This window comes from Marinobacterium ramblicola, assembly GCF_019084545.1.
GTDB lineage: Bacteria > Pseudomonadota > Gammaproteobacteria > Pseudomonadales > Balneatricaceae > Marinobacterium_D > Marinobacterium_D ramblicola.
On the sequence record NZ_JAHREP010000014.1, the window covers coordinates 61,719 to 87,043 of the forward strand.

Annotated in this window: 20 protein-coding genes and 4 tRNA genes; 22 read left to right on the forward strand and 2 right to left on the reverse strand. The window is 60.2% G+C overall.

What is annotated here, in order from left to right; all coding sequences use genetic code 11:
- The first annotated feature begins 2 nt into the window (after nt 1–2).
- The 12 genes from dnaE (at nt 3) to rpoS (ending at nt 14,750) form a co-directional block, all read left to right on the forward strand.
- On the forward strand, nt 3–3,503 hold the full coding sequence (dnaE, locus tag KQ940_RS12220; RefSeq protein ID WP_217413923.1) for a DNA polymerase III subunit alpha: 3,501 nt from the start codon (nt 3–5) through the stop codon (nt 3,501–3,503).
- Between the two features lie 129 nt (nt 3,504–3,632).
- Nucleotides 3,633–4,592: an acetyl-CoA carboxylase carboxyl transferase subunit alpha gene (gene accA / locus KQ940_RS12225; protein ID WP_217413925.1), complete on the forward strand. Its 960-nt coding sequence runs from the start codon at nt 3,633–3,635 to the stop codon at nt 4,590–4,592.
- A 20-nt stretch (nt 4,593–4,612) separates the two neighbouring features.
- On the forward strand, nt 4,613–5,923 hold the full coding sequence (gene tilS, locus KQ940_RS12230; RefSeq protein ID WP_217413926.1) for a tRNA lysidine(34) synthetase TilS: 1,311 nt from the start codon (nt 4,613–4,615) through the stop codon (nt 5,921–5,923).
- A 51-nt stretch (nt 5,924–5,974) separates the two neighbouring features.
- Entirely contained in the window at nt 5,975–7,603 is a 1,629-nt protein-coding gene (gene pyrG, locus KQ940_RS12235; RefSeq protein ID WP_217413927.1) for a CTP synthase, read from the forward strand.
- A gap of 37 nt (nt 7,604–7,640) precedes the next feature.
- Nucleotides 7,641–8,936, forward strand: coding sequence for a phosphopyruvate hydratase (eno, locus tag KQ940_RS12240; protein WP_217413928.1), 1,296 nt, complete (start codon nt 7,641–7,643; stop codon nt 8,934–8,936).
- 126 nt (nt 8,937–9,062) lie between these two features.
- Nucleotides 9,063–9,362: a cell division protein FtsB gene (gene ftsB / locus KQ940_RS12245; RefSeq protein WP_217413929.1), complete on the forward strand. Its 300-nt coding sequence runs from the start codon at nt 9,063–9,065 to the stop codon at nt 9,360–9,362.
- Nucleotides 9,363–9,368: 6 nt separating this feature from the next.
- A complete protein-coding gene (gene truD, locus KQ940_RS12250) occupies nt 9,369–10,415 on the forward strand; it encodes a tRNA pseudouridine(13) synthase TruD (RefSeq protein ID WP_246590026.1) in 1,047 nt (348 codons plus the stop codon).
- Between the two features lie 96 nt (nt 10,416–10,511).
- Complete coding sequence (surE, locus tag KQ940_RS12255; RefSeq protein WP_217413930.1) at nt 10,512–11,270, forward strand: 5'/3'-nucleotidase SurE; 759 nt, start codon at nt 10,512–10,514, stop codon at nt 11,268–11,270.
- Between the two features lie 26 nt (nt 11,271–11,296).
- Complete coding sequence (locus KQ940_RS12260; RefSeq protein ID WP_217413931.1) at nt 11,297–11,935, forward strand: protein-L-isoaspartate(D-aspartate) O-methyltransferase; 639 nt, start codon at nt 11,297–11,299, stop codon at nt 11,933–11,935.
- A 5-nt stretch (nt 11,936–11,940) separates the two neighbouring features.
- Nucleotides 11,941–12,873: a polyprenyl-phosphate transporter gene (locus tag KQ940_RS12265; RefSeq protein ID WP_217414006.1), complete on the forward strand. Its 933-nt coding sequence runs from the start codon at nt 11,941–11,943 to the stop codon at nt 12,871–12,873.
- A 96-nt stretch (nt 12,874–12,969) separates the two neighbouring features.
- Entirely contained in the window at nt 12,970–13,662 is a 693-nt protein-coding gene (locus KQ940_RS12270) for a peptidoglycan DD-metalloendopeptidase family protein (RefSeq protein ID WP_343222655.1), read from the forward strand.
- 50 nt (nt 13,663–13,712) lie between these two features.
- Nucleotides 13,713–14,750 carry an RNA polymerase sigma factor RpoS gene (rpoS, locus tag KQ940_RS12275; RefSeq protein WP_217413933.1) on the forward strand — a complete coding sequence of 346 codons (1,038 nt, stop codon included), beginning with the start codon at nt 13,713–13,715 and terminating at the stop codon, nt 14,748–14,750.
- A gap of 311 nt (nt 14,751–15,061) precedes the next feature.
- Here the strand turns inward: rpoS and fdxA are convergent, their stop codons facing one another.
- Together fdxA and mutS are read right to left on the reverse strand one after the other, a co-directional pair.
- A complete protein-coding gene (gene fdxA / locus KQ940_RS12280) occupies nt 15,062–15,385 on the reverse strand; it encodes a ferredoxin FdxA (RefSeq protein WP_217413934.1) in 324 nt (107 codons plus the stop codon).
- 63 nt (nt 15,386–15,448) lie between these two features.
- Nucleotides 15,449–18,049 carry a DNA mismatch repair protein MutS gene (gene mutS / locus KQ940_RS12285; protein WP_217413935.1) on the reverse strand — a complete coding sequence of 867 codons (2,601 nt, stop codon included), beginning with the start codon at nt 18,047–18,049 and terminating at the stop codon, nt 15,449–15,451.
- A 146-nt stretch (nt 18,050–18,195) separates the two neighbouring features.
- Between mutS and KQ940_RS12290 the strand changes: the two genes are divergently transcribed.
- The 10 genes from KQ940_RS12290 (at nt 18,196) to KQ940_RS12335 (ending at nt 25,322) form a co-directional block, all read left to right on the forward strand.
- Nucleotides 18,196–18,672: a CinA family protein gene (locus KQ940_RS12290; protein WP_217413937.1), complete on the forward strand. Its 477-nt coding sequence runs from the start codon at nt 18,196–18,198 to the stop codon at nt 18,670–18,672.
- 94 nt (nt 18,673–18,766) lie between these two features.
- Nucleotides 18,767–19,822 carry a recombinase RecA gene (gene recA / locus KQ940_RS12295; RefSeq protein ID WP_217413938.1) on the forward strand — a complete coding sequence of 352 codons (1,056 nt, stop codon included), beginning with the start codon at nt 18,767–18,769 and terminating at the stop codon, nt 19,820–19,822.
- A 75-nt stretch (nt 19,823–19,897) separates the two neighbouring features.
- Nucleotides 19,898–20,374, forward strand: coding sequence for a regulatory protein RecX (locus tag KQ940_RS12300; RefSeq protein ID WP_217413939.1), 477 nt, complete (start codon nt 19,898–19,900; stop codon nt 20,372–20,374).
- A 271-nt stretch (nt 20,375–20,645) separates the two neighbouring features.
- Entirely contained in the window at nt 20,646–23,240 is a 2,595-nt protein-coding gene (gene alaS / locus KQ940_RS12305) for an alanine--tRNA ligase (RefSeq protein WP_217414007.1), read from the forward strand.
- A gap of 48 nt (nt 23,241–23,288) precedes the next feature.
- Nucleotides 23,289–24,524 carry an aspartate kinase gene (locus tag KQ940_RS12310; protein WP_217413940.1) on the forward strand — a complete coding sequence of 412 codons (1,236 nt, stop codon included), beginning with the start codon at nt 23,289–23,291 and terminating at the stop codon, nt 24,522–24,524.
- Between the two features lie 161 nt (nt 24,525–24,685).
- A complete protein-coding gene (csrA, locus tag KQ940_RS12315; RefSeq protein WP_188751202.1) occupies nt 24,686–24,874 on the forward strand; it encodes a carbon storage regulator CsrA in 189 nt (62 codons plus the stop codon).
- A gap of 61 nt (nt 24,875–24,935) precedes the next feature.
- Nucleotides 24,936–25,024 (forward strand) — tRNA-Ser (locus tag KQ940_RS12320).
- A gap of 4 nt (nt 25,025–25,028) precedes the next feature.
- A tRNA-Arg gene (locus KQ940_RS12325) sits at nt 25,029–25,105 on the forward strand.
- A 36-nt stretch (nt 25,106–25,141) separates the two neighbouring features.
- Nucleotides 25,142–25,218 (forward strand) — tRNA-Arg (locus KQ940_RS12330).
- Nucleotides 25,219–25,245: 27 nt separating this feature from the next.
- Nucleotides 25,246–25,322 (forward strand) — tRNA-Arg (locus tag KQ940_RS12335).
- Nucleotides 25,323–25,325: the final 3 nt, after the last annotated feature.

Here is a 25,325-nt window from a genome sequence, read left to right on the forward strand (position 1 = left end):
GGATGTCGGCTGCCAATTTCGTCCACCTGCGGGTGCATACTGAGTATTCCCTGTTCGATGGCCTGGTGCGGATCAAGGAGCTGGTTAAGGCGGCCGCCGGCGATGGCATGCCCGCCGTCGGCATGACCGATCAGACCAACCTGTTTGCACTGGTCAAGTTCTACAAGGCGGCGCTCGGTGCCGGTGTCAAGCCGGTGTGTGGCGTCGATCTCTGGGTACAGAACGAGCTCGAGCCCGAGGCCGAGCCCTTCCGCCTGACCCTGCTGGTGCGCACCGGCAAGGGCTATCGTAACCTGATGGAGCTGGTCTCCCGCGCCTATGCCGAAGGGCAGGGAATAGATCCTGAGCGGGCGCTGGTCAAGCGCGACTGGATCAAGGAGAAGGCCGAAGGGCTGATCGCGCTGTCCGGTGCGCGCCTGGGTGAGGTTGGACGGGCGATGCTGGCGGAGAGCGATCAGGCTGGTGCTATCCTCGACGAGTGGATGGCGGTGTTTCCCAACAGCTTCTACCTGGAGATCCAGCGTACCGGGCGTCCCGGCGACGAGGCCCTGGTGCATGCCAGCGTGGCGCTGGCGCGTGAAACCGGCTGTCCGCTGGTGGCGACCAACGAGGTGATGTTCATCAAGGCGGATGACTTCGAGGCCCATGAGGCGCGCGTCTGCATCAACATGAGCCGCACGCTGGAAGACCCCACCCGACCGCGCAACTACTCCGAGCAGCAGTATTTCCGCACCCAGCAGGAGATGGCCGAGCTGTTCGCCGATATCCCCAGTGCCCTGGCGAATACGGTGGAGATCGCCAAGCGCTGCAATATCGAGATCGAGCTGGGTACCTACTACCTGCCGCGCTTCCCGATCCCGGACGGGATCCTGATGGACGACTACTTCCGCTACGTCTCCCGCCAGGGGCTGGAGGAGCGTCTGGCGTTCCTCTACGACGTCAACGCGCCGAATTTTGCCGAGATCCGCAAGCCCTACGACGAGCGTCTCGATTTCGAGCTCGACATCATCATCCAGATGGGTTTCCCCGGCTACTTCCTGATCGTGATGGACTTCATCAAGTGGGGTAAGGAGAACGGTATTCCGGTCGGGCCGGGACGAGGCTCGGGCGCCGGCTCTCTGGTCGCCTACGCGCTGAAGATCACCGATCTGGACCCGCTCGAATACGACCTGCTGTTCGAACGCTTCCTCAACCCGGAACGTGTCTCCATGCCCGACTTCGATATCGACTTCTGCATGGATAACCGCGACCGGGTCATCGACTATGTCGCGCAAAAATATGGGCGCGATGCGGTATCCCAGATCATCACCTACGGTACCATGGCAGCCAAGGCGGTGGTGCGCGACGTGGCGCGTGTGCAGGGCAAGCCGTTCGGTCTGGCCGACCGCCTGTCCAAGCTGATCCCGTTCGAGGTCGGCATGACGCTGAGCAAGGCCTGGGAGCAGGAGCCGCAGCTGCGCGAGTTCGTCGAGGCGAGCGAGGAAGCGCAGGAGATCATGGAGATGGCGTACAAGCTTGAGGGCGTGACCCGTAACGTCGGCAAGCACGCCGGGGGCGTGGTGATCGCGCCGACCAAGCTGACCGATTTTGCCGCCACCTACTGTGACGAAGAGGGGCACGGCCTGGTCACCCAGTTCGACAAGAACGATGTCGAGGAGGCAGGCCTGGTCAAGTTCGACTTCCTCGGCCTGCGCACGCTGACCATCATCGACTGGGCGCTGGAGATGATCAACGCCCAGCGCGCGCGCCGTGGCGAGGAGCCGCTGCGGATCGAGACCATCGATCTGGAGGATCCGCCCACCTTCAAACTGCTGCAGAGCGCGGCGACCACCGCGGTGTTCCAGCTCGAGTCCAGCGGCATGAAGGATCTGATCCGCCGCCTGCAACCATCGCGCTTCGAGGATATCGTGGCTCTTGTGGCCCTGTTCCGTCCGGGTCCGCTGCAGTCGGGCATGGTGGACGACTTCATCAACCGTAAGCATGGACGTGCCGAGATGGCCTGGCCGCACCCGGATTATCAGCTCGACTCGCTGCAGCCGGTGCTGGAGCCCACCTACGGCATCATCCTGTATCAGGAGCAGGTGATGCAGATTGCCCAGGTGATGGCGGGTTACACCCTCGGTGGTGCCGACATGCTGCGCCGTGCCATGGGTAAGAAGAAGCCCGAGGAGATGGCCAAGCAGCGCAGCTCCTTCCTCGAGGGCAGCGTGGCCAATGGCATCGACGCCAATCTGGCCGGTAATATCTTCGACCTGGTGGAGAAATTCGCCGGTTACGGCTTCAACAAGTCGCACTCCGCCGCCTATGCCCTGGTCTCCTACCAGACCGCCTGGCTGAAGCAGCACTACCCGGCGCCGTTCATGGCGGCGGTGATGTCCTCCGATATGCAGAACACCGACAAGGTGGTGATCTTCATCGAGGAGTGCCGGCAGATGAAACTGACCGTGCGCCTGCCCGACGTCAACGACGGCGAGTACAAGTTTGCTGTCAACGACAGGGATGAGATCATCTACGGCCTGGGTGCCATTAAAGGGGTGGGTGAAGGCCCGGTAGAGGCGATCGTGCAGGCCCGCGCCGAGGGTGGCCCGTTCAGCGACCTGTTCGACTTCTGCAAGCGCGTCGGCAGCAAGCGCCTGAACAAGCGGGTGCTGGAGGCGCTGGTGCGCTGCGGCGCGCTCGACAGCCTGGGTGCCCATCGCGCCATCCTGTGGGAGTCGATCTCCGCCGCGCTGCAGGCCGCGGATCAGGACGCGCACAACCAGAATGCCGGTATCTTCGACCTGTTCGGCGAGATGGAGGCGCAGTCCGAGACCGATCCCTACGAGAACTTCCGCCGCGCTCGCGAGTGGACCGACAAGGAGCGCCTGCAGGGCGAGAAGGAGACGCTGGGGCTTTATGTTACCGGCCATCCGATCGATGAGTACGAGGCCGAACTCAAGTACTTCGTCAGCAAGAAGCTGGTCGAGCTGCAGCCGGCCCGTGGCCGGCAGCAGAAGATGGCGGGGCTGGTGGTCGATCTGCGCATGAAAAAGACCAAAAAGGGCGATCCGCTCTGCTTTATTACGCTGGATGATCGCAGCGCGCGGATGGAGGTGACCCTGTTCGGCGAGGCCTACGATGCCGCTCGCAGCCTGATCGCCAAGGATGTGGTGCTGATCGTCGAGGGCGAGATCGCCACGGATGAGTACAACGGTGGGATCAAGGTGCGCGGCAGCAAGGTGTTCAGTATCGCCGACGCCCGTGCCCAGTACGCCAGCAGTGTCGAGATCAGCTGCGCCCGGGATGAGTTTGGCGGCCAGACCCTGAAGCAGCTGGCGGAGACGCTCAGGCGCGAAAAGTTGGCCGAGGGAGGGCTGCCGGTGGTGATGCGCTACCGCCGGGGCGATGCCGAAGGTCCGTTGCGCTTTGGCGATGACTGGCGGATCCGGGCCAGCGATGAGCTGATCCTGGCGTTGAAGGAACAGTTCGGTAATGACAGGGTCCAACTGCGTTTCGAACGCTGATCGGCCGCTCAGCGGTGCGGTTTCGGGGTGGAGTCTCCCCCCGGCAACCGGTAGAATTGGCCAAAATTTTTGCGAGTCGAAGCATGGACTTGCCCCCAATACACCTGACAAGAGCAGAAGCAGACGCGCATGAATCCTAACTATCTGGATTTTGAACAGCCGATCGCCGAGCTGGAAGCCAAAATCAACGAACTGCGCCTGGTAGGCGAAGACAACGCGGACCTTAATCTCAGCGATGAGATCGGGCGTCTGCAGGATAAAAGTCGCAGTCTGACGCAAACCATCTTCGCCGATCTGTCCGCCTGGCAGATCTCCCAGCTGGCGCGCCATCCCAAGCGCCCCTACACCTTCGATTACGTCAAGCACGCCTTCGAAGAGTTCGAAGAGATCCACGGTGATCGTCACTTTGCCGATGACCAGGCGCTGGTCGGCGGCATCGCCCGTCTCGACGACAAGCCGGTGATGATCGTCGGCCACCAGAAGGGGCGTGAGGTCAAGGAGAAGGTCAAACGCAACTTCGGTATGCCGCGTCCGGAAGGTTATCGCAAGGCGCTGCGTATCATGGAGATGGCCGAGCGCTTCAAGCTGCCGGTGCTGACCTTTATCGACACCCCGGGAGCTTATCCCGGCATCGACGCCGAGGAGCGCGGCCAGTCGGAAGCGATTGCGTTCAACCTGGCCAAGATGTCTCAGCTGCGCACGCCGATCATCTCCACCGTGATCGGTGAGGGCGGCTCCGGCGGCGCGCTGGCGATCGGTGTCTGCGATGAGCTGCTGATGCTGCAGTACGCGACCTATTCGGTGATCTCTCCCGAGGGCTGCGCCTCCATTCTGTGGAAGAGCGCCGAGCGTGCGGCGGATGCGGCCAAGGCGATGGGTATCACCTCCGGCCGGCTGAAAGAGCTGGGTCTGGTCGACCAGGTGATTCCGGAGCCGCTGGGCGGTGCGCACCGCGATCCGGCGCTGATGGCGGCAAGCCTGCAGCAGACGCTGGTCGAAACGCTGGATCGGATGCAGCAGATGCCGGTCGATGAACTGCTCGAGCGTCGTTACTCACGCCTGATGTCCTATGGTCGTTTTACCGACTGATCCTCGTATCGAGCTTGCGCATGGCTGACCTGCCGGCGCTGCTCGCCGGGCGCCTTGAGTGCCTGCCACAGATCCGCCGCTGGGTGATTGCATTCAGCGGCGGTGTCGATTCCAGAGTGCTGCTGGAACTCTGTGCCCGGCAACTGCCCGCCGAGCGTCTGCTGGCGCTGCATATCGATCACCAGGTACAGTCCTGCTCCGGCCAATGGGCCGAACGCTGTGCAACGATCTGCGCCCGGCTTGGCGTGCCCTTTCAGCGTATTGCGGTGAATCCATCATCGTCCTCCGAAGCAGATCTGCGTGATGCACGCTACGCGGCGTTTCTGTCCGTGCTGCAGCAGGGAGATTGCCTGTTGCTGGCGCAGCACGCCGACGATCAGGCCGAGACTCTGCTGTTGCGGCTGCTACGCGGTGCTGGCGTGCGTGGTCTGGCGGCGATGCCCTGGAAGCGTACCCTGGGACCCGCCATGCTGTTGCGCCCGCTGCTGGATCAGCCACGGCAGCTGCTCGAACAGTGGGCCAGGGAGCAGGGGCTGGAGTGGGTGGAGGATCCAAGCAATGCCGATCAGGGCTATGACCGCAACTGGCTGAGGCTGAATCTGTTGCCGTTGCTGCGTGGTCGCTGGCCGGCGCTGTATCAGCGGGTGAGTTCGACCACCGAGCAACTGGCCGAGGCGAGCGAGTTGCTCGATGAGATCGCGGCCGAGGACCTGAGGCAGGCACAACGGGGGGCTGAGTGCCTGGCGCTCGATCGCCTGTCCGGTTTTTCGCTAGCGCGAAAACGCAATCTGCTGCGCTACTGGGTGCATCGACTCAGCGGTCATTGGATGAGCGGTGATGAGCTGCGTCATCTGGAGTTGCAGGTGCTCGACGCCGGCGAGGATCGCATGCCGGCATTGCAGCTGGGGCGCTATTGGCTTCGCCGCTATCGGCAACGGCTCTACCTGCTGCCGCCGTCTGCGGACAGGCAGGCGGCTTTCGCTTTGGTGGTCGAGCCGCGGCAATGGGCCTTGGCGCAGGGGCGGTTGAGTTTTGAATCCAGCAACGGGCCCGGTATCGCAGTGGGTACTCACTTATCCCTGGTCTACCGTCAGGGTGGCGAGCGCTTGCGGCCGCTGGGACGGGGTGGATCGGTTAGCCTGAAGCAGCTGCTGCAGGAAGCCGGTGTCCCTCCCTGGTGGCGCGCCGACTGGCCGCTGCTGTACCGCGACGGCGAGATTGTTGCCGTGCCCGGCATCTGTTTGTGTGAAGGTGCCGTTTTCGAGGGCGGATTAACGCCTCGATGGCAGCCTTTGGGTTTGTCTGATGGCGGGGGCTTTGGTAGACTGTAGCCCCATCTTGAGTACGTTTTCCCTCCAATCTTTCGATCTTACAGGTTCCGCATGACGCGTTATATTTTCGTCACCGGCGGTGTTGTGTCCTCATTGGGCAAAGGCATCGCATCTGCTTCTCTGGCGGCTATTCTTGAGGCCCGGGGTCTCAAAGTCACAATGCTCAAGCTGGACCCGTATATCAACGTGGACCCGGGCACCATGAGCCCGTTCCAGCACGGTGAGGTGTTTGTTACCGAAGATGGGGCCGAGACCGATCTCGACCTCGGTCACTATGAGCGCTTCATCCGTACCACGATGACCAAGCGCAATAACTTCACCTCCGGTCGTGTGTATCAGCATGTGCTGCGCAAAGAGCGCCGCGGCGACTATCTGGGCGGCACGGTGCAGGTGATCCCGCACATTACCGACGAGATCAAGCGCCGCGTCATCGAGGGCGCCGGCGATGCCGATATCGCGCTGGTCGAGATCGGCGGTACCGTGGGCGATATCGAGTCGCTGCCGTTCCTGGAAGCGGTGCGTCAACTGAAGGTGGAGCTGGGCTCCAACCGGGCGCTGTTCATGCACCTGACGCTGGTGCCCTATATTGCCACCGCCGGTGAGACCAAGACCAAGCCGTCGCAGCACTCGGTCAAGGAGCTGCGCTCTATCGGTATCCAGCCGGACATTCTGGTCTGCCGTTCGGAGCAACCGATCCCCGAGTCCTCCCTGCGCAAGCTGTCGATGTTCACCAACGTCGAGGAGCGCGCCGTGGTGTCGTTGCCCGATGCCGATACCATCTACAACATCCCGCGCATGCTCTGTGAGCAGGGGCTGGACGATATCGTGGTCGACCGCTTCCGCCTTGACTGCCCGCCCGCCGATCTGCGTGAGTGGGACCGTGTCGCCGATGCCTTCCTGCACCCGGAGGGTGAGGTCCGCATCGCCATGGTTGGCAAGTACATGGAGCTGCTCGATGCCTACAAATCTTTGATCGAGGCGGTGTCCCATGCCGGTATCACGCTGCGCAAGAAGGTCAGGATCGACTATATCGATTCCGAGCGTGTCGAGCGTGAAGGGGTCGAGATCCTGAAGGATGTCAGCGCCATTCTGGTGCCGGGCGGCTTCGGCGAGCGCGGTGTCGAGGGCAAGATCGAGGCGGTGCGTTACGCCCGCGAGAACAAGATCCCCTACTTGGGTATCTGTCTGGGTATGCAGGTGGCGGTGATCGAGTATGCCCGTCATGTGGCCAAACTCGAAGAGGCCAACTCCACTGAGTTTGAGCAGGATTGCACGCATCCGGTGATCGGTCTGATCACTGAATGGCTCGATGCCAGCGGTGAAAAGGAGGAGCGCAGCGAAGCCTCCGATCTGGGCGGTACCATGCGCCTGGGGGCGCAGATCTGCCACCTCAAGCCGGGTTCCAAAGTCGCCGAGGCCTATGGCCGTATCGATATCACCGAGCGCCATCGTCACCGTTACGAAGTCAACAATAACTATGTTGAACAGCTGCAGGCGGCAGGTTTGGTAATCTCTGGTCGCTCGGAAGATGGCGAGCTGGTTGAGGTGGTGGAAGTACCGGATCATCCCTGGTTCGTGGCCTGCCAGTTCCACCCCGAATTTACGTCGACACCGCGTGACGGTCATGGCCTGTTTACCGGCTTTATCAAGGCCGCGCTGGAACGCCAGGCGCAGCAGTAATAACTATCTGGATTTGTGAACACTGGAGAAATGTGTAATGGCTCAGATCGCTGATATCAAGGCACGCGAAGTGCTCGATTCCCGCGGCAACCCCACCGTCGAAGCCGACGTGATCCTGACATCAGGCGTTGTCGGCAGCGCCTGTGCACCCTCGGGTGCCTCCACCGGCTCGCGCGAAGCGCTGGAGCTGCGTGATGGCGACAAGTCTCGCTACCTGGGTAAAGGCGTTCTGAAGGCGGTGGCTGCGGTCAACGGTACCATCCGTGATGCCCTGATCGGTATGGATGCGGCGGATCAGCGTGCTCTGGATAACAAGATGCTGGAGCTCGACGGTACCGATAACAAGGCCAACCTGGGTGCCAACGCCATCCTCGCGGTCTCCCTGGCCGCGGCCAAGGCGGCTGCAGCCGAGAAGGGTATTCCGCTCTACGCCCATATCGCCGAGCTGAACGGCACCGCCGGTCAGTTCTCCATGCCGGTGCCGATGATGAATATCCTCAACGGTGGTGAGCATGCCGACAACAACGTCGACATCCAGGAGTTCATGGTGCAGCCGGTGGGCGTGGACAACTTCGCCGATGCCCTGCGCTGCGGCGCCGAGATATTCCACGCGCTGAAGGCGGTGCTGAAGGCGCGTGGCCTGAACACCGCGGTGGGTGACGAAGGTGGCTTCGCCCCCAACCTGGGCTCCAACGAAGAAGCGCTGGTGGTGATCAAGGAAGCGATCGCCAACGCCGGTTACGAGCTGGGCAAGGACGTGACCCTGGCGCTGGACTGCGCCGCCTCCGAGTTCTACAAGAACGGCCAGTACGACCTGTCCGGCGAAGGCAAGGTGTTCGATGCCGAAGGCTTCAGCGATTTCCTCGCCGAGCTGACCGAAAACTACCCGATCGTTTCCATCGAGGATGGCCTGGACGAGTCCGACTGGGCCGGCTGGGCCTACCTGACCCGGAAGATCGGCGCCAAGGTGCAGCTGGTCGGTGACGACCTGTTCGTGACCAACACCAAGATTCTGAAGGAGGGGATCGAGAAGGGGATCGCCAACTCCATCCTGATCAAGTTCAACCAGATCGGCTCCCTGTCCGAAACTCTGGATGCGATCCGCATGGCCAAGGAGGCCGGTTACACCGCGGTGATCTCGCACCGCTCCGGCGAGACCGAGGACACCACCATCGCCGATCTGGCGGTGGGCACCGCCGCCGGACAGATCAAGACCGGCTCACTGTGCCGCTCCGACCGCGTGTCCAAGTACAACCGCCTGCTGCGCATCGCCGAAGAGCTGGGCGACAAGGCGATCTACAACGGCCTGAAAGAGATCAAGGGCCAGGGCTGATAAGCCGGTTGGCAAAAAGGGGCTGATGCGCAGCCCCTTTTTTGTGTGCAGGATGTACGATATCCCTGGTTCCACGATCACTCGGGGGCTGGGAGAGTTTGAGTTGGAAATGGTTATGAGGCGTCCGTGTATCGCGCTCTGCTACTGATACTGCTGCTCATGATTTTCGGTCTGCAGTACCGGCTCTGGTTCGGTGAGGCTAACCTGCGCCAGGTCTGGGGCCTGAAAGAGCAGATCAAGCAGCAACAGCTCGAGAATGAGAGCCTGACCGAGCGCAATCAGCGCCTGGAGGCTGAAGTGCGCGATCTCAAACAGGGGATGGCGGCACTGGAGGAGCGGGCGCGCAGCGATATGGGCATGGTGCAGGAGGGGGAGACCTTTTTCCAGCTGATCGAGCCTGAGCCGGACACCCGCAATGGAGAGTAACCCGCGTTGAATCTGTACCAGCAACCCCCCGTCTACCTCAATGGCGAACCCGGCTTGAACGCAGTGCTGCGCGCTGAGCCCGAAGATTTTCAGGTCGTCGAACAGCTCGGCTTCGAGCCGGATGGCGCAGGTGAGCACCAGTTTCTCTATATCCGCAAGCGCGGTGAGAACACCGACTGGGTCGCGCGCCAGCTGGCCAACTTCTGTCAAATCAGCCCTCGTGATGTCAGCTATGCCGGCAAGAAGGACCGCCACGCGGTGACCGAGCAGTGGTTCAGCGTCCATATGCCCGGGCATCGGGCGAGCCTGAACTGGAAGCTGTTTGGCGGTGACAGCATCGAAGTGCTGCGCGCCGAGCGCCACAGCCGCAAGCTGCGCCTGGGATCGCTCCAGGGCAACAGGTTCAAGTTACGCCTGCGCGACGTGTCGGATGCCGACGAGCTGTTGCAACGCTTCGACAAGCTCAAGGGCGGCGTGCCGAACTACTTCGGCGAGCAGCGTTTCGGGCACAATTTCGGCAATATTGAGAAGGGACTGGCATTGATTGCCGGCCGTTTCAAGGAGCGGCAGCGGCACAAGAAGGGGCTCTATATTTCGGCGGTACGCTCCTGGCTGTTCAATCACCTGCTGTCGGAGCGGATCAACCAGGGGCTGTGGAGCAAGGTGCTCGACGGCGACGTGCTGATGATCAATGGCAGCCAGAGCTGTTTTCTATATGATGGCGATACCGAGATCGAGCAGCGCCTGGCAGCGGGAGCCCTGCACCTGACCGGCCCGCTCTGGGGTCGTGGTGAGTTGATGACCCAGGGCGCGGCACGGGCGTTCGAGATCCAGGCGCTGGCGGAGCTGGCCGAGGTCGGTGAACAGCTGGCCGCTTTGGGGCTTAACCAGGAGCGACGGGCGCTTAGGCTTATGCCGGCTGAACTTGCGATTGAGCAGGAGAGTGACGGACAATGGCTGCTGGCGTTTGATCTGCCGGCGGGGGCATTTGCAACCAGCGTGTTGCGTGAGCTTTGTCGTTGGAGCGCTAACGGTCAACACGAAGAGCGATAATGGATAAGAAACAGGGCATCGGTGCAGACAAGGATAGGCCGAGCCCAGGGCCCGAAGCCTGATGGGGCGGGAGGTCGAGCGGAGTATTCCTACCCGATGCATATATTGATTTCAAATGATGATGGTGTCTATGCGCCCGGTCTGGCTACCCTGGCCTCGGCGCTGGAGCAGGATGCGCAATCGATTTGCGTCGTAGCACCTGATCGTAATCGCAGCGGCGCGAGCAATTCATTGACCCTGGACCGTCCGCTCGAGGCCTATACCCACGAGTCTGAGTTTATCAGCATCAACGGTACGCCGACCGATTGCGTGCATCTGGGCGTTTCGGGGCTGTTCAGTGCCGAGCGCAAGCCGGATCTGGTGGTGTCCGGGATCAATGCCGGTGCCAACCTCGGCGATGACGTATTGTATTCCGGCACCGTGGCCGCCGCGATGGAGGGGCGCAACTGCCGCTTGCCGCCGATCGCGGTGTCGCTGTGCAGTTTCCACCCGCAGCATTATGCCACCGCGGGCGAGATTGTGCGGGTGCTGGTCAGTAAGCTCGAATCGCTGGTGGTTGCGCCGCGTACGGTACTCAACGTCAATGTTCCGGATCTGCCGCTGGAGCAGATCCGGGGTATCCATGTCACGCGTCTTGGCCACCGTTTTGCCGGTGAGGCACCGGTGAAGGTACAGGATCCGCGCGGTCGTACACGCTACTGGATTGCCGGCACCGGAGATGCGGCGGACGCGGAACCCGGCACCGACTTCTATGCGGTGGAGCAGGGGTTCGTGTCGGTGACCCCTCTGCAGATCGATATGAGTCACTACTCGGGCATGGATAGTCTCGCGCTCTGGTTGGAGGAGTTGAATTGAACGAGGTGCATTTTCAAGGCATCGGCATGACCTCTAAGCGAACGCGTGACCGTCTTATCAGCCGTCTTCGCGAGCAGGGGATTCAGAACGAGAAGGTGTTGAACGTGATTCGGGATACGCCGCGCCATATCTTTATCGACGAGGCGCTGTCCCATCGCGCCTATGAAGATACCGCGTTGCCGATCGGTTTTAACCAGACCATCTCCCAGCCCTATATCGTAGCGCGGATGACCGAGTTGCTGCTCGAGGACGGTCCGCGACAGAATGTACTTGAGGTAGGAACCGGCTCCGGTTACCAGACTGCCGTTCTGGCGCAGCTGGTAGGGCAGGTGTTCAGTGTCGAGCGCATACGCGGGCTGCAGGAGAAGGCGCGTAAGCGTATTCAGCAGCTGCGTTTGCGCAACGTCATGTTCCGCCACACCGATGGCGGCATGGGCTGGCCGGACAAGGGGCCGTTCGACGGCATTATGGTCACGGCGGCTCCGGAGCAGGTGCCTCAGGAACTGCTGGATCAACTGGCTGTCGGTGGTGTACTGGTGATCCCTGTCGGTGATGGACAGGGTCAGGTGTTGATGAAGATCAGCCGTGTCGCCGAAGATCAGTTCGAGCGGAAAGTGCTTGAGCCGGTGCGTTTCGTCCCGCTGTTGGCAGGGGTTATTCGTTGAGTCAGATGGAAACTAAAGTGCGTACACCCAGGGAATATCTGGCGTTGGCCGGAAAAGGGATGATGATGGGGGCTGCGGATGCGGTACCCGGCGTATCCGGCGGTACCGTGGCGTTTATTACCGGTATCTATGAAGAGCTGATCGATACGCTGCGCAGCTTCGATCTGCAGGCGCTGTCGATTCTCTACCGTGACGGGATCGCCGCGTGCTGGCGGCATATCAATGGTACCTTTCTGGTGACGTTGCTGGGGGGGATTCTGCTCAGTCTGATGACACTGTCGCGGGGGGTGCTGTTCATGCTGAACCACTACCCGGTGCTGCTGTGGGCATTCTTTTTCGGTCTGATACTGGCGTCGGTGTGGAGCCTGATGCGTCACGTCCGGGGCTGGAACCTGAGCACCAGTATGGTGTTCTTCGTTGGCGTGCTGCTGGCCTATATGATCACCTCATTGACCCCGGGAACGCTGGTGGTTTCACCCTTTACCCTGTTCGGTTCGGGTATGGTTGCCATCTGTGCGATGATCCTGCCGGGGATATCGGGAAGCTTTATCCTGCTGCTGATGGGGATGTACGCGCCGGTTCTGAGCGCGGTCAAGCACTTCGAGTTTTTCAACCTGGGCCTGTTTGCCGCCGGTTGTGCCATCGGTTTGCTCAGTTTTTCACACCTGCTAAGCTGGGCTTTTCACCATCATCGCAGGGTGATTCTGGCGCTGCTGGGTGGATTCATGCTCGGGTCGTTGAATAAGGTGTGGCCGTGGAAGTACACCCTCTCCTACACCATCGACCGACACGGTGAGTCGATTCCCCTGCTGCAGCGTAACGTACTGCCCGATGTATTCACCCAGTTGACCGGGCAAGGGGCCCTGCTTTGGCCTGCACTTGTACTGATGGTGGTGGGCGTACTGCTGGTTGTGCTGCTGGATCGACACAACGGCTAGGGAGGTATAGTGCCAGGGGGAGCGAGCGGATTGCAGAGATTTGTCGTTCTACTTGCTGTGTTCGCACTGTCAGCCTGCTCCGGCGGATACGCCCCTGTGACCGAGCAATCGCTGGGCGGTCGGGTTTCCTCTCCCGCTCCATCCCGCTACACCGTGCGGCAAGGGGATACTCTGTACTCCATCGCCTGGCGTTATGGGCTGGATTTTCGCGAGTTGGCTTCCATCAACGGCATCGATAGCCGCTATATCATCTACCCCGGACAGAAGCTGCGCTTGAAAGGGGGGAGGAGCTCAATCGGAGACCCTTCCGGAACCAAAACCGCGTCCCAGACTCAAATATCATCGAGCAACCAGCAAAAGCGGAGTTCTCAGGCAGCGCCTGTTGAGCGGGCGACAAGCGGTGCTTCGATCGGTCCCGTTGACTGGCAGTGGCCCAGTAAGGGGGCGCTCATCGGGCGTTTCTCCAGCGGAAACAGCCCCAACAAGGGGATCGATCTGGCGGGTAGGATCGGTGATCCGGTCTATGCGGCTGCCTCTGGTAAGGTGGTGTATGCTGGCAGCGGGTTGTTGGGTTATGGCAATCTGGTCATCGTCAATCACAACCGCCAATACCTGAGTGCATACGCACATAACAGTCGCATTCTTGTAAAAGAAAGTGATAGTGTGAAGAAAGGCGATAAGATCGCTGAATTGGGCAATACCGGAACCAGCCGTCCAATGCTGCATTTTGAGATCAGGCGTGATGGTAAGCCCGTAGATCCGCTGAAGTATCTACCCGAAAAACAATAAAAAAATAATAAGCAGAATGGCGTAGAGTTAACACGCATGGGGGTAATCAGATGGAAAACGTGAGTACCAAAGAGTACGAGTCGATGAATGCCGGTCGAGATCCTGACATCGAATCCGATGAGGATATGGAGCTCGACGATGTCGATGATAGCGATGTCGACGCCGATGATGAGTCCGAAGACGAAAATGTACCGGAATTCATCAACAGCGGTCGCGGTCGCGGCAGCATGGCGCATAAGGATCTGGTTAATGCCAAAACGCTGGATGCAACCCAGCTGTACCTGAACGAGATCGGTTTCTCGCCACTGCTGAGCGCCGAAGAGGAGGTCTATTTCTCTCGTCTGGCACTCAAAGGCGACGGCGCGGCGCGCAAGCGTATGATCGAGAGTAACCTGCGCCTTGTGGTGAAGATTGCCAGACGCTATATCAACCGCGGACTGTCACTGCTCGACCTGATCGAGGAGGGTAATCTCGGTTTGATCCGCGCAGTGGAAAAGTTCGACCCCGAACGGGGCTTCCGCTTCTCCACCTATGCAACCTGGTGGATACGCCAAACGATTGAGCGTGCCATCATGAACCAGACACGGACTATCCGTCTCCCTATCCACGTGGTCAAGGAGCTCAACGTCTATCTGCGCGCATCCCGCGAGTTGGCGCAGAAGCTGGATCATGAGCCTTCGCCCGAAGAGATCGCCAATCTGGTCGACAAACCGGTGGAGGATGTGGAGCGGATGTTGGGGCTCAATGAGCGGATAAGCTCGGTGGATACGCCGGTCGGGGGCGGTTCGGATAAATCGCTGCTCGATACCATTGCCGATCAGGAAGCCGGCGATCCGGAGACCCTGCTGCAGAATACCAATATCAGCGGCAACCTGAACAAGTGGCTGGATATGCTGCCGGAGAAGCACGCCGATGTGCTGTCGCGCCGTTTCGGCTTGCGTGGGCATGAGATGTCGACGCTTGAACAGGTCGGCAAGGAGATCGGCCTGACCCGTGAACGGGTACGCCAGATTCAGGTCGAGGCGCTGCGCAAGCTGCGCGAGATCGTGGAGAAGAACGGTCTCAGTGGCGAGGATCTACTGCAGTAAACAGCTGCCGACAGCTATGCGAACGGGGCCAAATGGCCCCGTTGTTATGTACAGGATGTACGGTATGCCGCGGGCGCATGGATGCGCAGGAGCGGCGCTATACAGGATGTACGGTATGCCGCGGGCGCATGGATGCGCAGGAGCGGCGCTATACAGGATGTACGGTATGCCGCGGGCGCATGGATGCGCAGGAGCGGCGCTATCCNNGCGGGCGCATGGATGCGCAGGAGCGGCGCTATACAGGATGTACGGTATGCCGCGGGCGCATGGATGCGCAGGAGCGGCGCTATCCAGGTTTGATTCAGTAGTCGCTAGCGTTCCAGATATTTCAGCTTGTCGGTAACGCCGTTCCACTCTTCGGCATCCGGTAGTGGCGCCTTGCGTTCACTGATATTGGGCCAGAGTTCCGCCAGCTCCGCGTTCAGGGCTACATAGGGTTGCTGCTCGTCGCGCAGATCGTCTTCGGACAGTATCGCCTCGGCGGGACACTCGGGCTCGCAGAGGCCGCAATCAATGCATTCATCCGGATGGATGACCAGGAAGTTGGGCCCCTCGTAAAAGCAGTCGACCGGACAGACGTCGACACAATCGGTGTATTTGCAGCGAATGCAGTTCTCGGTCACGACATAGGTCATCGCTCGTGCTCCCTGTTGCGGCTCGTTGCTGGCAGTATAGCCAGTGGCGGGTGAAAGGCGCGCTTAACGCGCCAACTTTTTCAGTTCGTAGAGCAGCTCCAGTGCCGCCTTGGGCGTCAGCTCGTCCGGATCGATCTGGGCCAGTTTCTGTTCCGCTTCCGAGGGTACCGGAGCGATGAACAGATCGCTCTGGATTGGATTCTCCTTCGGCATCGGTTGCCGGGTCGGGGCGGGACGCAGGTCGGCGGCGCGGGTGTCCTGCTCCAGCTGGATCAGTTTCTCCCGTGCCTGGGCGATGACGTGTGGCGGTACGCCGGCCAGTTGCGCGACCTGCAGGCCGTAGCTTTGACTGGCCGGGCCCTGCTGCACCTCATGCATGAACACGATATGGTCGTTGTGCTCCACGGCGGTCAGGTGCACGTTCTGCACCCCATCGCACTGTTCGGGCAGGGTGGTCAGTTCGAAGTAGTGGGTGGCGAAGAGGGTGAAGGCTCGCACTTCCCGGGCCAGGAACTCAGCACAGGACCAGGCCAGCGACAGACCGTCGAAGGTGCTGGTGCCGCGCCCGACCTCATCCATCAGCACCAGGCTGCGGTCGCTGGCGTTGTGCAGTATGTTCGCGGTTTCGGTCATCTCCACCATGAAGGTGGAGCGTCCGCCGGCCAAGTCGTCGGACGAGCCCATACGGGTGAAGATGCGATCGACAATGCCGATAGTCGCAGACGTTGCCGGTACATAGCTGCCGATATGTGCCAGTAGCGTGATCAACGCGGCCTGACGCATGTAGGTGGATTTACCGCCCATGTTGGGGCCGGTGATGATCAGCATGCGGCGCTGCGGGTCCAGATGCAGGTTGTTGCAGACAAAGGGGGTATCGAGTACCGCTTCGACCACCGGGTGGCGCCCCCCTTCGATCTCGATGCAGGCGTGCTCGACCAGTGTGGGAGGCGCATAGTCCAGCGTTTCAGCGCGCTCGGCCAGGTTCTGCAGTACATCGAGCTCTGCCAGGGCACCGGCGCAGTCCTGCAGCTCGGCCAGCTCCTCGGCGATGCTCTCCAGCAGCGCTTCGTAGAGCTGCTTCTCCCGCGCCAGTGAGCGCCCCTTGGCGCTCAGTGCCTTGTCTTCGAAGGTCTTCAGTTCCGGCGTGATATAACGCTCGGCATTCTTCAGTGTTTGCCGACGCTGATACTCCACCGGCATATCGACTGCCTGCGCCTTGGTGACTTCAATGTAGTAACCGTGGACACGGTTATAGCCGACCTTCAGGGTGCTGATGCCGGTCCGCTGGCGCTCACGTGCTTCCAGCTCCAGCAGGTAGTCCCCGGCGTTCTCGCTCATGCCGCGCAGTTCATCGAGTTCGGCATCATAACCCTCGGCGATGACGCCGCCATCGCGAATCAACATCGGCGGTGACTCAATGATAGCCCGTTCGAGCAGCTCGGCCAGTGCCGGGAAGGTGCCGATCTGCTGGCGCAGCTCCTCTATGCGGGTGGTATTGCTGTCCGTCATCTGCTGCTGCAGGCTGGGCAGGTTGGCCAGTGCGAGCTTGAGTCGTTCCAGGTCGCGAGGGCGTGCCGAACGCAGCGCGACACGGGACAGGATACGCTCCATATCGCCGACCGGACGCAGGGTCTCGGCGATGGTTTCGAAGCGAAACTCCTGCCGCAGCCAGCCGATAGCCCCTTGACGAGCGAGCAGCGTGTTGCGCTCGCGCAGTGGCCGGTGCAGCCAGCGCCTGAGCATGCGTCCGCCCATCGGTGTGCGGGTTTTGTCCAACACCGATGCCAGCGTGTTGTCGGTGCCGCCGGAGAGGTTCAGGTCCAGCTCCAGATTGCGGCGCGTGGAGGCATCGAGCAACACCGCGTCGGAGCGCTGTTCGATCTGCATGCGCCGGATATGCGGCAGGGCGCTGCGTTGTGTGTCCTTGGCATACTGCAGCAGGCAGCCGGCGGCGCCGATCGCCAGCGGTAGATGATCGCAGCCGAAGCCGGACAGATCCTGGGTATTGAACTGCTGGCACAGCAGTCGGCGTGCAGTGTCGCGCTCGAAGTGCCAGGGCGCCTGGGGGCGCAGGCCGCAGCGTCCTTGCAGCAGAGCGCTGATGGCGCTGTGTTCCGGGTAGAGAATCTCGGCCGGGCGCAGACGCTCGAGCTCCGCCAGCAGCCCCTCCTGCGACTCTACCTCAAGCAGACTGAAGCGTCCGCTGCTGATATCCACCAGTGCCACACCGAAACGGCCCTGGTCACCGTCGATGGCGGTCAGCAGATTGTCCCGACTCTCGTCGAGCAGGGCTTCATCGCTGAGGGTACCGGGGGTGACGATACGCGCCACCTGACGCTCCACCGGGCCTTTGCTGGTGGCCGGGTCGCCCACCTGCTCACAGATCACCACCGACTCGCCGGCACGGACGATCTTGGCGATATAGGTCTCGGCCGAATGGTAAGGTATCCCTGCCATCGGGATCGGCTCGCCGGCGGATTTTCCGCGCGCGGTCAGCGAGATATCGAGCAGCTTGGCGGCGCGCTTGGCATCGTCGTAGAACAGCTCATAGAAATCGCCCATGCGGTAGAACAGCAGTTGGTTTGGATGCTCGGCCTTGATCCGGAGATACTGCTGCATCATGGGTGTATGGTGGGCGGCGTTTGGGATGGCTTGTGCTGTCATAGGTTGGGCTATCTGCAGACCGGGTTTCGGGGATTGAATCGCGAAGTTGGCGGCGTTCTAATGGCAAAAAAAGATCCGGTGACGATTCTACGCGATCGGTCGTGGGGAGGTAACCCGCGACAGGCAACCGGCTGCGAGGGGGGGAGATGGAAGCATTAGCGCTGAGGGTAGGGCAGGCTCTGAAGAGAGCCGGTTTGAGTGCGGTGACGGCAGAATCCTGCACCGGGGGCTGGGTGGCGCAGGCGATAACCTCTGTGCCCGGCAGTTCGGCCTGGTTTGTCGGCGGCTATGTCAGCTATGCCGATTCGGCCAAGCAGCGGATGTTGGGTGTTCAGGCGAAAACGCTGGAACACTATGGTGCGGTCAGTGAGGCGGTCGCCGTGGAGATGGCCGAAGGCGCGTTGCGTAACAGCGATGCCGATATCAGTGTGTCGATCAGCGGCGTTGCCGGGCCCGACGGCGGTAGCGACGAGAAGCCGGTCGGCACCGTCTGGTTCGCCTGGGCGGTCAAGGGGCGGCCGACCGTCAGTTGCCTGAGTTTTTTTCATGGTGATCGAGAGTCGGTGCGCCGACAGGCGGTGGAGCAGGCGCTGGAGGGGCTGATTGCCTATCTGCCCGATTAATTTGATCCTGATCCAGGGTTGCAAATCGATCCGGTTCTGGAATAATACTGTTTAGGCATACAGTATTCATTCGAGCCCAGCTAAAGGTTGAGAGATGGACGATAACAGAAAGAAAGCGCTTGATGCGGCTTTGTCGCAGATTGAACGTCAGTTCGGTAAAGGGGCGGTCATGCGCATGGGTGACCAGCCGCGCGAAGCGATTCCTGCTGTCTCGACCGGTTCGCTCGGTCTGGATATCGCACTGGGTATCGGTGGTCTGCCTTATGGGCGTATCGTCGAGATCTACGGGCCGGAGTCCTCCGGTAAGACCACGTTGACCCTGCAGGTGATCGCCGAAGCACAGAAACAGGGTAAAACCTGTGCCTTCGTCGATGCCGAGCACGCGCTCGATCCGATCTATGCCGAAAAGCTGGGCGTCAATGTCGACTCCCTGCTGGTGTCCCAGCCGGATACCGGTGAGCAGGCGCTGGAGATCACCGACATGCTGGTGCGTTCCGGTGCGGTGGATGTGATCATCGTCGACTCTGTAGCCGCGCTGGTACCCAAGGCGGAGATCGAGGGCGAGATGGGCGACTCCCATGTTGGTCTGCAGGCGCGTCTGATGTCCCAGGCACTGCGTAAGCTGACCGGCAGCGTCAAGCAGGCCGGCTGCCTGCTGGTGTTCATCAACCAGATCCGCATGAAGATCGGCGTTATGTTCGGTAACCCGGAAACCACCACCGGCGGTAACGCGCTGAAGTTCTACGCCTCCGTGCGTCTGGATATCCGTCGTACCGGTGCGGTCAAGCAGGGCGAAGAGGTGGTCGGTAATGAGACCCGCGTCAAGGTGGTCAAAAACAAGGTGTCACCGCCGTTCCGTCAGGCTGAGTTCCAGATCATGTACGGTGCCGGTATCTACCATATGGGCGAGGTGATCGATCTCGGCGTGCAGCAGAAGCTGATCGACAAATCCGGTGCCTGGTATGCGTACAAGGGTGACAAGATCGGTCAGGGCAAGGCCAACGCCGCGCGCTACCTTGAGGAGCATCCGGAGGTCGCTGCTGAGATCGAGCTGGCTATACGTACCGAACTGCTCAACGTACCCAGGGCAAAAGACAAAGAGAGTGAATCAGTCTCCGAGGCGGAGAAGAACGCCGAACTGGAGTTTTGATCGCATTACCGATGCTATAGTTCTGAAAGGCCCTTTGGGGCCTTTTTTGTTGTCTTGAATGGCAATGGAGTGAATATGTTCAACGGCAAACCTTCAGCCAAGAAGATTGAGGATGAATCTGCACTGGTGTCGGCGGTGATCCAGTTGCTGGCGCGTCGGGAATACAGCCGTAGTGAGCTGATATCGCGACTTGGGCCTCGAGTAGAGGCTGGCGAGATGCTGATCGCGGTTTTGGATCGGCTGGCGGCAGAGGGTTATCAAAGCGATAGCCGTTTTGCCCAGAGTCAGGCGCGACAGAGAAGTGAGCAGGGTTATGGCGAGAGGCGCATTCGATATGACCTGCAGCAGAAGGGGGTGTCCGCGACACTGATCGACAGTACGCTTAACGAGCTGGAGATAGACTGGTTTGAGTTGGCGCGACGTCAGGCTGTACGCAAGTATGGTGAGGCGGCTCCGGATGATGCCAAAGAGCGTGCCCGTCGGTCGCGCTATCTGTTGGGCCGGGGGTTTGGTTACGATGAGGTGCGTTACGCGCTGGAGGTGGACGAGTAGTGCTGGCGATGTTGACCTGAGGCTGCAGAGTCGGGCGCTGAACGCAGCAAAAATTGTCGAACAAAAATTACACACGTTATATACTACCCCGCCATTTTTTGCGGCGATTTTGCGCGTGTGGCAGCTATATTCCATCCCAGGCGCGTCAGCAGCGGCGTTCAGTCGGGGTAGGCGAGGCGGCTAGTCATTGGCATGCTGGCTCGTTCCCTCACCGGATCGCGTTGTACGTGGCAACAGGACTTTAGGAAAACGGTTTATTCAGATGAAATACATGACGAGTGCCGAGATTCGCCAGGCTTTTCTGGATTATTTTCACCAGCAGGGGCATGAGATTGTTCCGTCCAGTCCGCTGATCCCGGGCAATGACGCGACCCTGCTGTTCACCAACGCCGGCATGGTTCAGTTCAAGGATGTGTTCCTGGGTACCGACAAGCGCAGCTATAGCCGTGCCACCACCTCGCAGCGCTGCGTGCGGGCGGGCGGTAAGCACAACGATCTGGAAAACGTCGGTTACACGGCGCGCCACCACACCTTTTTCGAGATGCTGGGCAATTTCAGCTTTGGCGACTACTTCAAGCGTGATGCGATCCGTTTCGCCTGGACCTTCCTGACCGAAGTGCTGGGACTGCCGAAAGAGAAACTGTGGGTCACGGTTCATCACAGCGATGATGAGGCGGAAAAGATCTGGAAAGAGGAGATCGGCGCCGATCCTGAGCGTTTCTCCAAGCTGGACGAAGACAACTTCTGGGCGATGGGCGATACCGGTCCCTGCGGTCCCTGTTCAGAGATTTTTTACGATCACGGTCCGGACGTGGCCGGTGGTCCTCCGGGAAGTCCGGACGACGATGGCGACCGCTATATCGAGATCTGGAACATCGTCTTCATGCAGTACAACCGTTCTGCCGACGGCCAGATGACGCCGCTGGAAGCCCCCTCCATCGACACCGGTATGGGGCTGGAGCGTATCTCCGCGGTGATGCAGAACGTGCACAGCAACTATGAGATCGACCTGTTCCAGAATCTGCTCAACGCTGCCGCCAAGGAACTGGGTGTTACCGACACCACGGCGAAATCACTGCGTGTCATTGCCGACCATATCCGCTCCTGCGCTTTCCTGATCGTCGACGGCGTGCTGCCCTCCAACGAGGGGCGGGGCTATGTTCTGCGTCGTATCCTGCGCCGCGCGGTACGCCACGGCAACAAGCTGGGCGCGAAGGGTACCTTCTTCCACAAGCTGGTTGCGCCATTGGTCAACGAGATGGGCGAAGCCTACCCGGAACTGGTCGAGCTGCAGGCACAGGTCGAGCGCGTGATTCTGAAAGAGGAGGAGCAGTTTGCCCGTACGCTGGATAACGGCATGGCGTTGCTGGAGCAGGCTATCGCCGATCTGGACGGCAAGGTGCTGCCTGGTGAAACGGTGTTCCGCTTGTACGACACCTACGGCTTCCCGGTGGATCTGACCGCTGATGTGGCACGCGAACATGATCTGAGCCTGGATATGGACGGCTTTGAAGTCGAAATGGAGCAGCAGCGCCAGCGTGCGCGTGCTTCCGGCCAGTTCTCAGTCGACTATAACGCCCGTATCAAGGTTGATGGGGAGACCCGCTTCTCCGGCTATGAGGCGTTTGAGGATCGCGCCGAGGTGGTCGGACTGTTCCGTGACGGTGAACCGGTCAAGCAGCTGTCGGCGGGAGAGCGTGGCATTGTCGTATTGGCGAATACCTCCTTCTACGCCGAATCGGGCGGCCAGGTTGGCGACACCGGTGTCATTCGCTGGGATCGTGGCCTGTTCTCCGTAACCGGCTGCACCAAAGAGGGTAAGGCGCATCTGCACCAGGGCGAGGTTGTCGAGGGCGTGCTGGAGCTGGGCGATACCGTATCCACCGAGATCGACGTGGACAAGCGTCGTGGTGCTGCGCTGAACCACTCGGCGACCCACCTGCTGCATGCCGCGCTGAGAGAGGTGTTGGGCAGCCATGTATTGCAAAAAGGCTCGCTGGTCGATGCCGAACGCCTGCGTTTCGACTTCTCGCACTTTGAGGCGATGAGCGCCGAGGAGATTCAGCGGGTCGAAGATATCGTCAATGCCCAGATTCGCGCCAACAGCCCGGTCGTGACCGAGGTGATGCCGATCGACGAGGCCAAGGCCAAAGGCGCTGCAGCGCTGTTTGGTGAAAAGTACGAAGATGTGGTGCGAGTGCTGACCATGGGTGACGGTTTCTCCGTCGAGCTCTGTGGTGGAACTCACGCCAGCCGTACTGGTGATATTGGTATGATGAAGATCGTATCCGAGAGCGGTATCGCCGCCGGTGTGCGTCGTATCGAGGCGGTAACCGGTGTCGGCGCGCTGCGCTGGTTCCGTGACAGCGAGGCGGTTGTCGGTGATCTGTCGACGCTGGTCAAGGGTACCCGCGATTCGGTGGTCGAGAAGGTTAAGGGGCTCAGTGAGCGTAACCGCCAGCTGGAGAAAGAGATCGAGCGCTTGACCGCTAAACTGGCCTCGGCCGCTAGCGGTGACCTGCTCAGTCAGGTCGTTGAAGTGGCTGGCATCAAGGTGCTGGCGGCTCAGCTCGACGGAGTCGAGGCCAAGTCTCTGCGTGACAGTATCGATCAGCTGAAAAACAAGCTGGGCAGCGGTGTTGTTGTCTTGATGACGGTTCAGGATGACAAGGTAAGCGTTGCCGCTGGGGTGACCAAGGATCTGACCGACCGTGTCAAGGCCGGTGACCTCGTGCGGGAACTGGCTGCCAAATTGGGTGGTAAGGGCGGCGGACGCCCGGACATGGCACAGGGCGGCGGCTCCGATCTGGCAGCTATGCCGGCGGCCCTGGCATCGGTGCAGGCGCTGGTGGCTCAGGCGCTCTAAGTTAGCGGATCATGCCCCTGAGACAGGGGGTTTAGGGAAACAGTCGAAATGGCGTTATACGTTCAGAAGTATGGTGGCACTTCGGTGGGTTCAGTCGAGCGCATCGAAGCTGTTGCGGAGAAGGTAAAGGGTTTCCGTGAGCGTGGCGACGATATAGTCGTAGTCGTCTCTGCAATGAGCGGTGAGACCAATCGGTTGATCGGCCTGGCTAACGAGATTCAGGACCAGCCCGACCGTCGTGAAATGGACGTACTGGTTTCCACCGGCGAGCAGGTTACGATCGCTTTGCTGGCGATGGCGCTGAAGAAACGCGGCGTCGATGCGCGCTCCTACACCGGCGGTCAGGTGCGTATCCTGACCGATAGCGCCCACACCAAGGCGCGTATCCAGGATATCGAAACCGGCCGCATGCGTGCGGATCTGGAGGCTGGGCGAGTGGTCATCGTCGCCGGTTTCCAGGGGGTGGATGATCACGGCAATATCACGACTCTGGGACGCGGTGGCTCCGATACCACGGGTGTAGCATTGGCTGCAGCGCTGAAAGCCGACGAGTGTCAGATCTATACTGATGTAGATGGCGTATACACGACAGATCCGCGTGTGGTTGCCGGTGCCCAGCGTCTGGACAAGATTACCTTCGAAGAGATGCTGGAGATGGCGAGTCTCGGCTCGAAGGTGTTGCAGATACGATCCGTTGAATTCGCTGGCAAGTACCATGTGCCGCTGCGTGTATTGTCAAGCTTCCAGGACGGTCCTGGGACCCTGATTACCATAGAGGATGAAGAAACCGTGGAAAAACCCGTTATCTCTGGCATAGCGTTCAACCGCGACGAGGCTAAACTGACGGTAATGGGCGTGCCCGACATTCCGGGTGTGGCGTCGCGTATTCTGGGACCGATCAGTCGTGAAAATATTGAAGTTGACATGATCGTCCAGAACGTGGGCGGCGACCAGACGACCGACTTCACCTTCACCGTGCACCGCAATGATTTCGAGCGCGCGCAGAGCATTCTCGAACAGGTGGTGACGGAGTTGGGGGCACGCGGTTGTTCCGGTAACGCCAAGATCGCCAAGGTGTCTATCGTCGGTGTGGGGATGCGCTCCCATGCAGGCGTGGCCAGCAAGATGTTCGATGCCTTGGCGAAAGAGAACATCAATATCCAGATGATCTCGACGTCAGAGATCAAGGTCTCCGTGGTCATCGCGGAGAAATATATGGAGCTAGCAGTGCGAGCCCTGCATACGGCATTTAACCTGGATAAGGCGGATACCGTCTGCGAATGAGTTGATTCTGGCACATACTCTGTATGTGCCAGGCAACAACTTGGTGCGGCTTTGACTTGACTTTAGTGACAGTTAGGATTTTTATGAAAAGGCTGCTGCGGTGAAGTCAGGTTGTACCCAAGGTCAGCGCCCCTAAAGGATGTAATTGAGGAGATCCACCCATGCTGATTCTTACCCGCCGTGTAGGCGAAACACTGATGGTTGGTGACGATGTCACCGTAACTGTGCTGGGTGTCAAGGGTAATCAGGTTCGTATCGGTGTTAATGCACCCAAGGATGTATCGGTACACCGCGAAGAGATTTACCAGCGTATCCAGCGCGAAAAGAGTGGCCAGGAGAGCGAAGACTGAGATTTTCAAATTAATGCTTTTATTTTGAAAATCAGTCTTGTAGTATACGCGCCGTTGTCGAGGTGAGATGGCCGAGTGGCTGAAGGCGCACCCCTGCTAAGGGTGTATACCTCTTGGGTATCGAGGGTTCGAATCCCTCTCTCACCGCCATTTAGCGCCCGTAGCTCAGCTGGATAGAGTACCTGGCTACGAACCAGGCGGTCGCACGTTCGAATCGTGCCGGGCGCGCCAATTAAATCGACAACAGGCGGTAAGATCTTTAAGTGTGCGCCCGTAGCTCAGCTGGATAGAGTACCTGGCTACGAACCAGGCGGTCAGAGGTTCGAATCCTCTCGGGCGCGCCACCCTTTGATCGTTCCGTTTTCAGGCATGCGCCCGTAGCTCAGCTGGATAGAGTACCTGGCTACGAACCAGGCGGTCAGAGGTTCGAATCCTCTCGGGCGCGCCACTA

Excerpts from the sequence above, each read along its gene's own strand:
- KQ940_RS12260 (WP_217413931.1), top strand. The coding sequence starts at position 11,297 with ATGACCTCTAAGCGAACGCGTGACCGTCTTATCAGCCGTCTTCGCGAG.
- csrA (WP_188751202.1), top strand. The coding sequence starts at position 24,686 with ATGCTGATTCTTACCCGCCGTGTAGGCGAAACACTGATGGTTGGTGAC.
- recA (WP_217413938.1), top strand. The coding sequence starts at position 18,767 with ATGGACGATAACAGAAAGAAAGCGCTTGATGCGGCTTTGTCGCAGATT.
- accA (WP_217413925.1), top strand. The coding sequence starts at position 3,633 with ATGAATCCTAACTATCTGGATTTTGAACAGCCGATCGCCGAGCTGGAA.
- alaS (WP_217414007.1), top strand. The coding sequence starts at position 20,646 with ATGACGAGTGCCGAGATTCGCCAGGCTTTTCTGGATTATTTTCACCAG.
- rpoS (WP_217413933.1), top strand. The coding sequence starts at position 13,713 with ATGGAAAACGTGAGTACCAAAGAGTACGAGTCGATGAATGCCGGTCGA.
- surE (WP_217413930.1), top strand. The coding sequence starts at position 10,512 with ATGCATATATTGATTTCAAATGATGATGGTGTCTATGCGCCCGGTCTG.
- pyrG (WP_217413927.1), top strand. The coding sequence starts at position 5,975 with ATGACGCGTTATATTTTCGTCACCGGCGGTGTTGTGTCCTCATTGGGC.
- dnaE (WP_217413923.1), top strand. The coding sequence starts at position 3 with ATGTCGGCTGCCAATTTCGTCCACCTGCGGGTGCATACTGAGTATTCC.
- KQ940_RS12265 (WP_217414006.1), top strand. The coding sequence starts at position 11,941 with ATGGAAACTAAAGTGCGTACACCCAGGGAATATCTGGCGTTGGCCGGA.
- mutS (WP_217413935.1), bottom strand. The coding sequence starts at position 18,049 with ATGACAGCACAAGCCATCCCAAACGCCGCCCACCATACACCCATGATG.
- tilS (WP_217413926.1), top strand. The coding sequence starts at position 4,613 with ATGGCTGACCTGCCGGCGCTGCTCGCCGGGCGCCTTGAGTGCCTGCCA.
- KQ940_RS12300 (WP_217413939.1), top strand. The coding sequence starts at position 19,898 with ATGTTCAACGGCAAACCTTCAGCCAAGAAGATTGAGGATGAATCTGCA.
- KQ940_RS12290 (WP_217413937.1), top strand. The coding sequence starts at position 18,196 with ATGGAAGCATTAGCGCTGAGGGTAGGGCAGGCTCTGAAGAGAGCCGGT.
- eno (WP_217413928.1), top strand. The coding sequence starts at position 7,641 with ATGGCTCAGATCGCTGATATCAAGGCACGCGAAGTGCTCGATTCCCGC.
- fdxA (WP_217413934.1), bottom strand. The coding sequence starts at position 15,385 with ATGACCTATGTCGTGACCGAGAACTGCATTCGCTGCAAATACACCGAT.
- KQ940_RS12310 (WP_217413940.1), top strand. The coding sequence starts at position 23,289 with ATGGCGTTATACGTTCAGAAGTATGGTGGCACTTCGGTGGGTTCAGTC.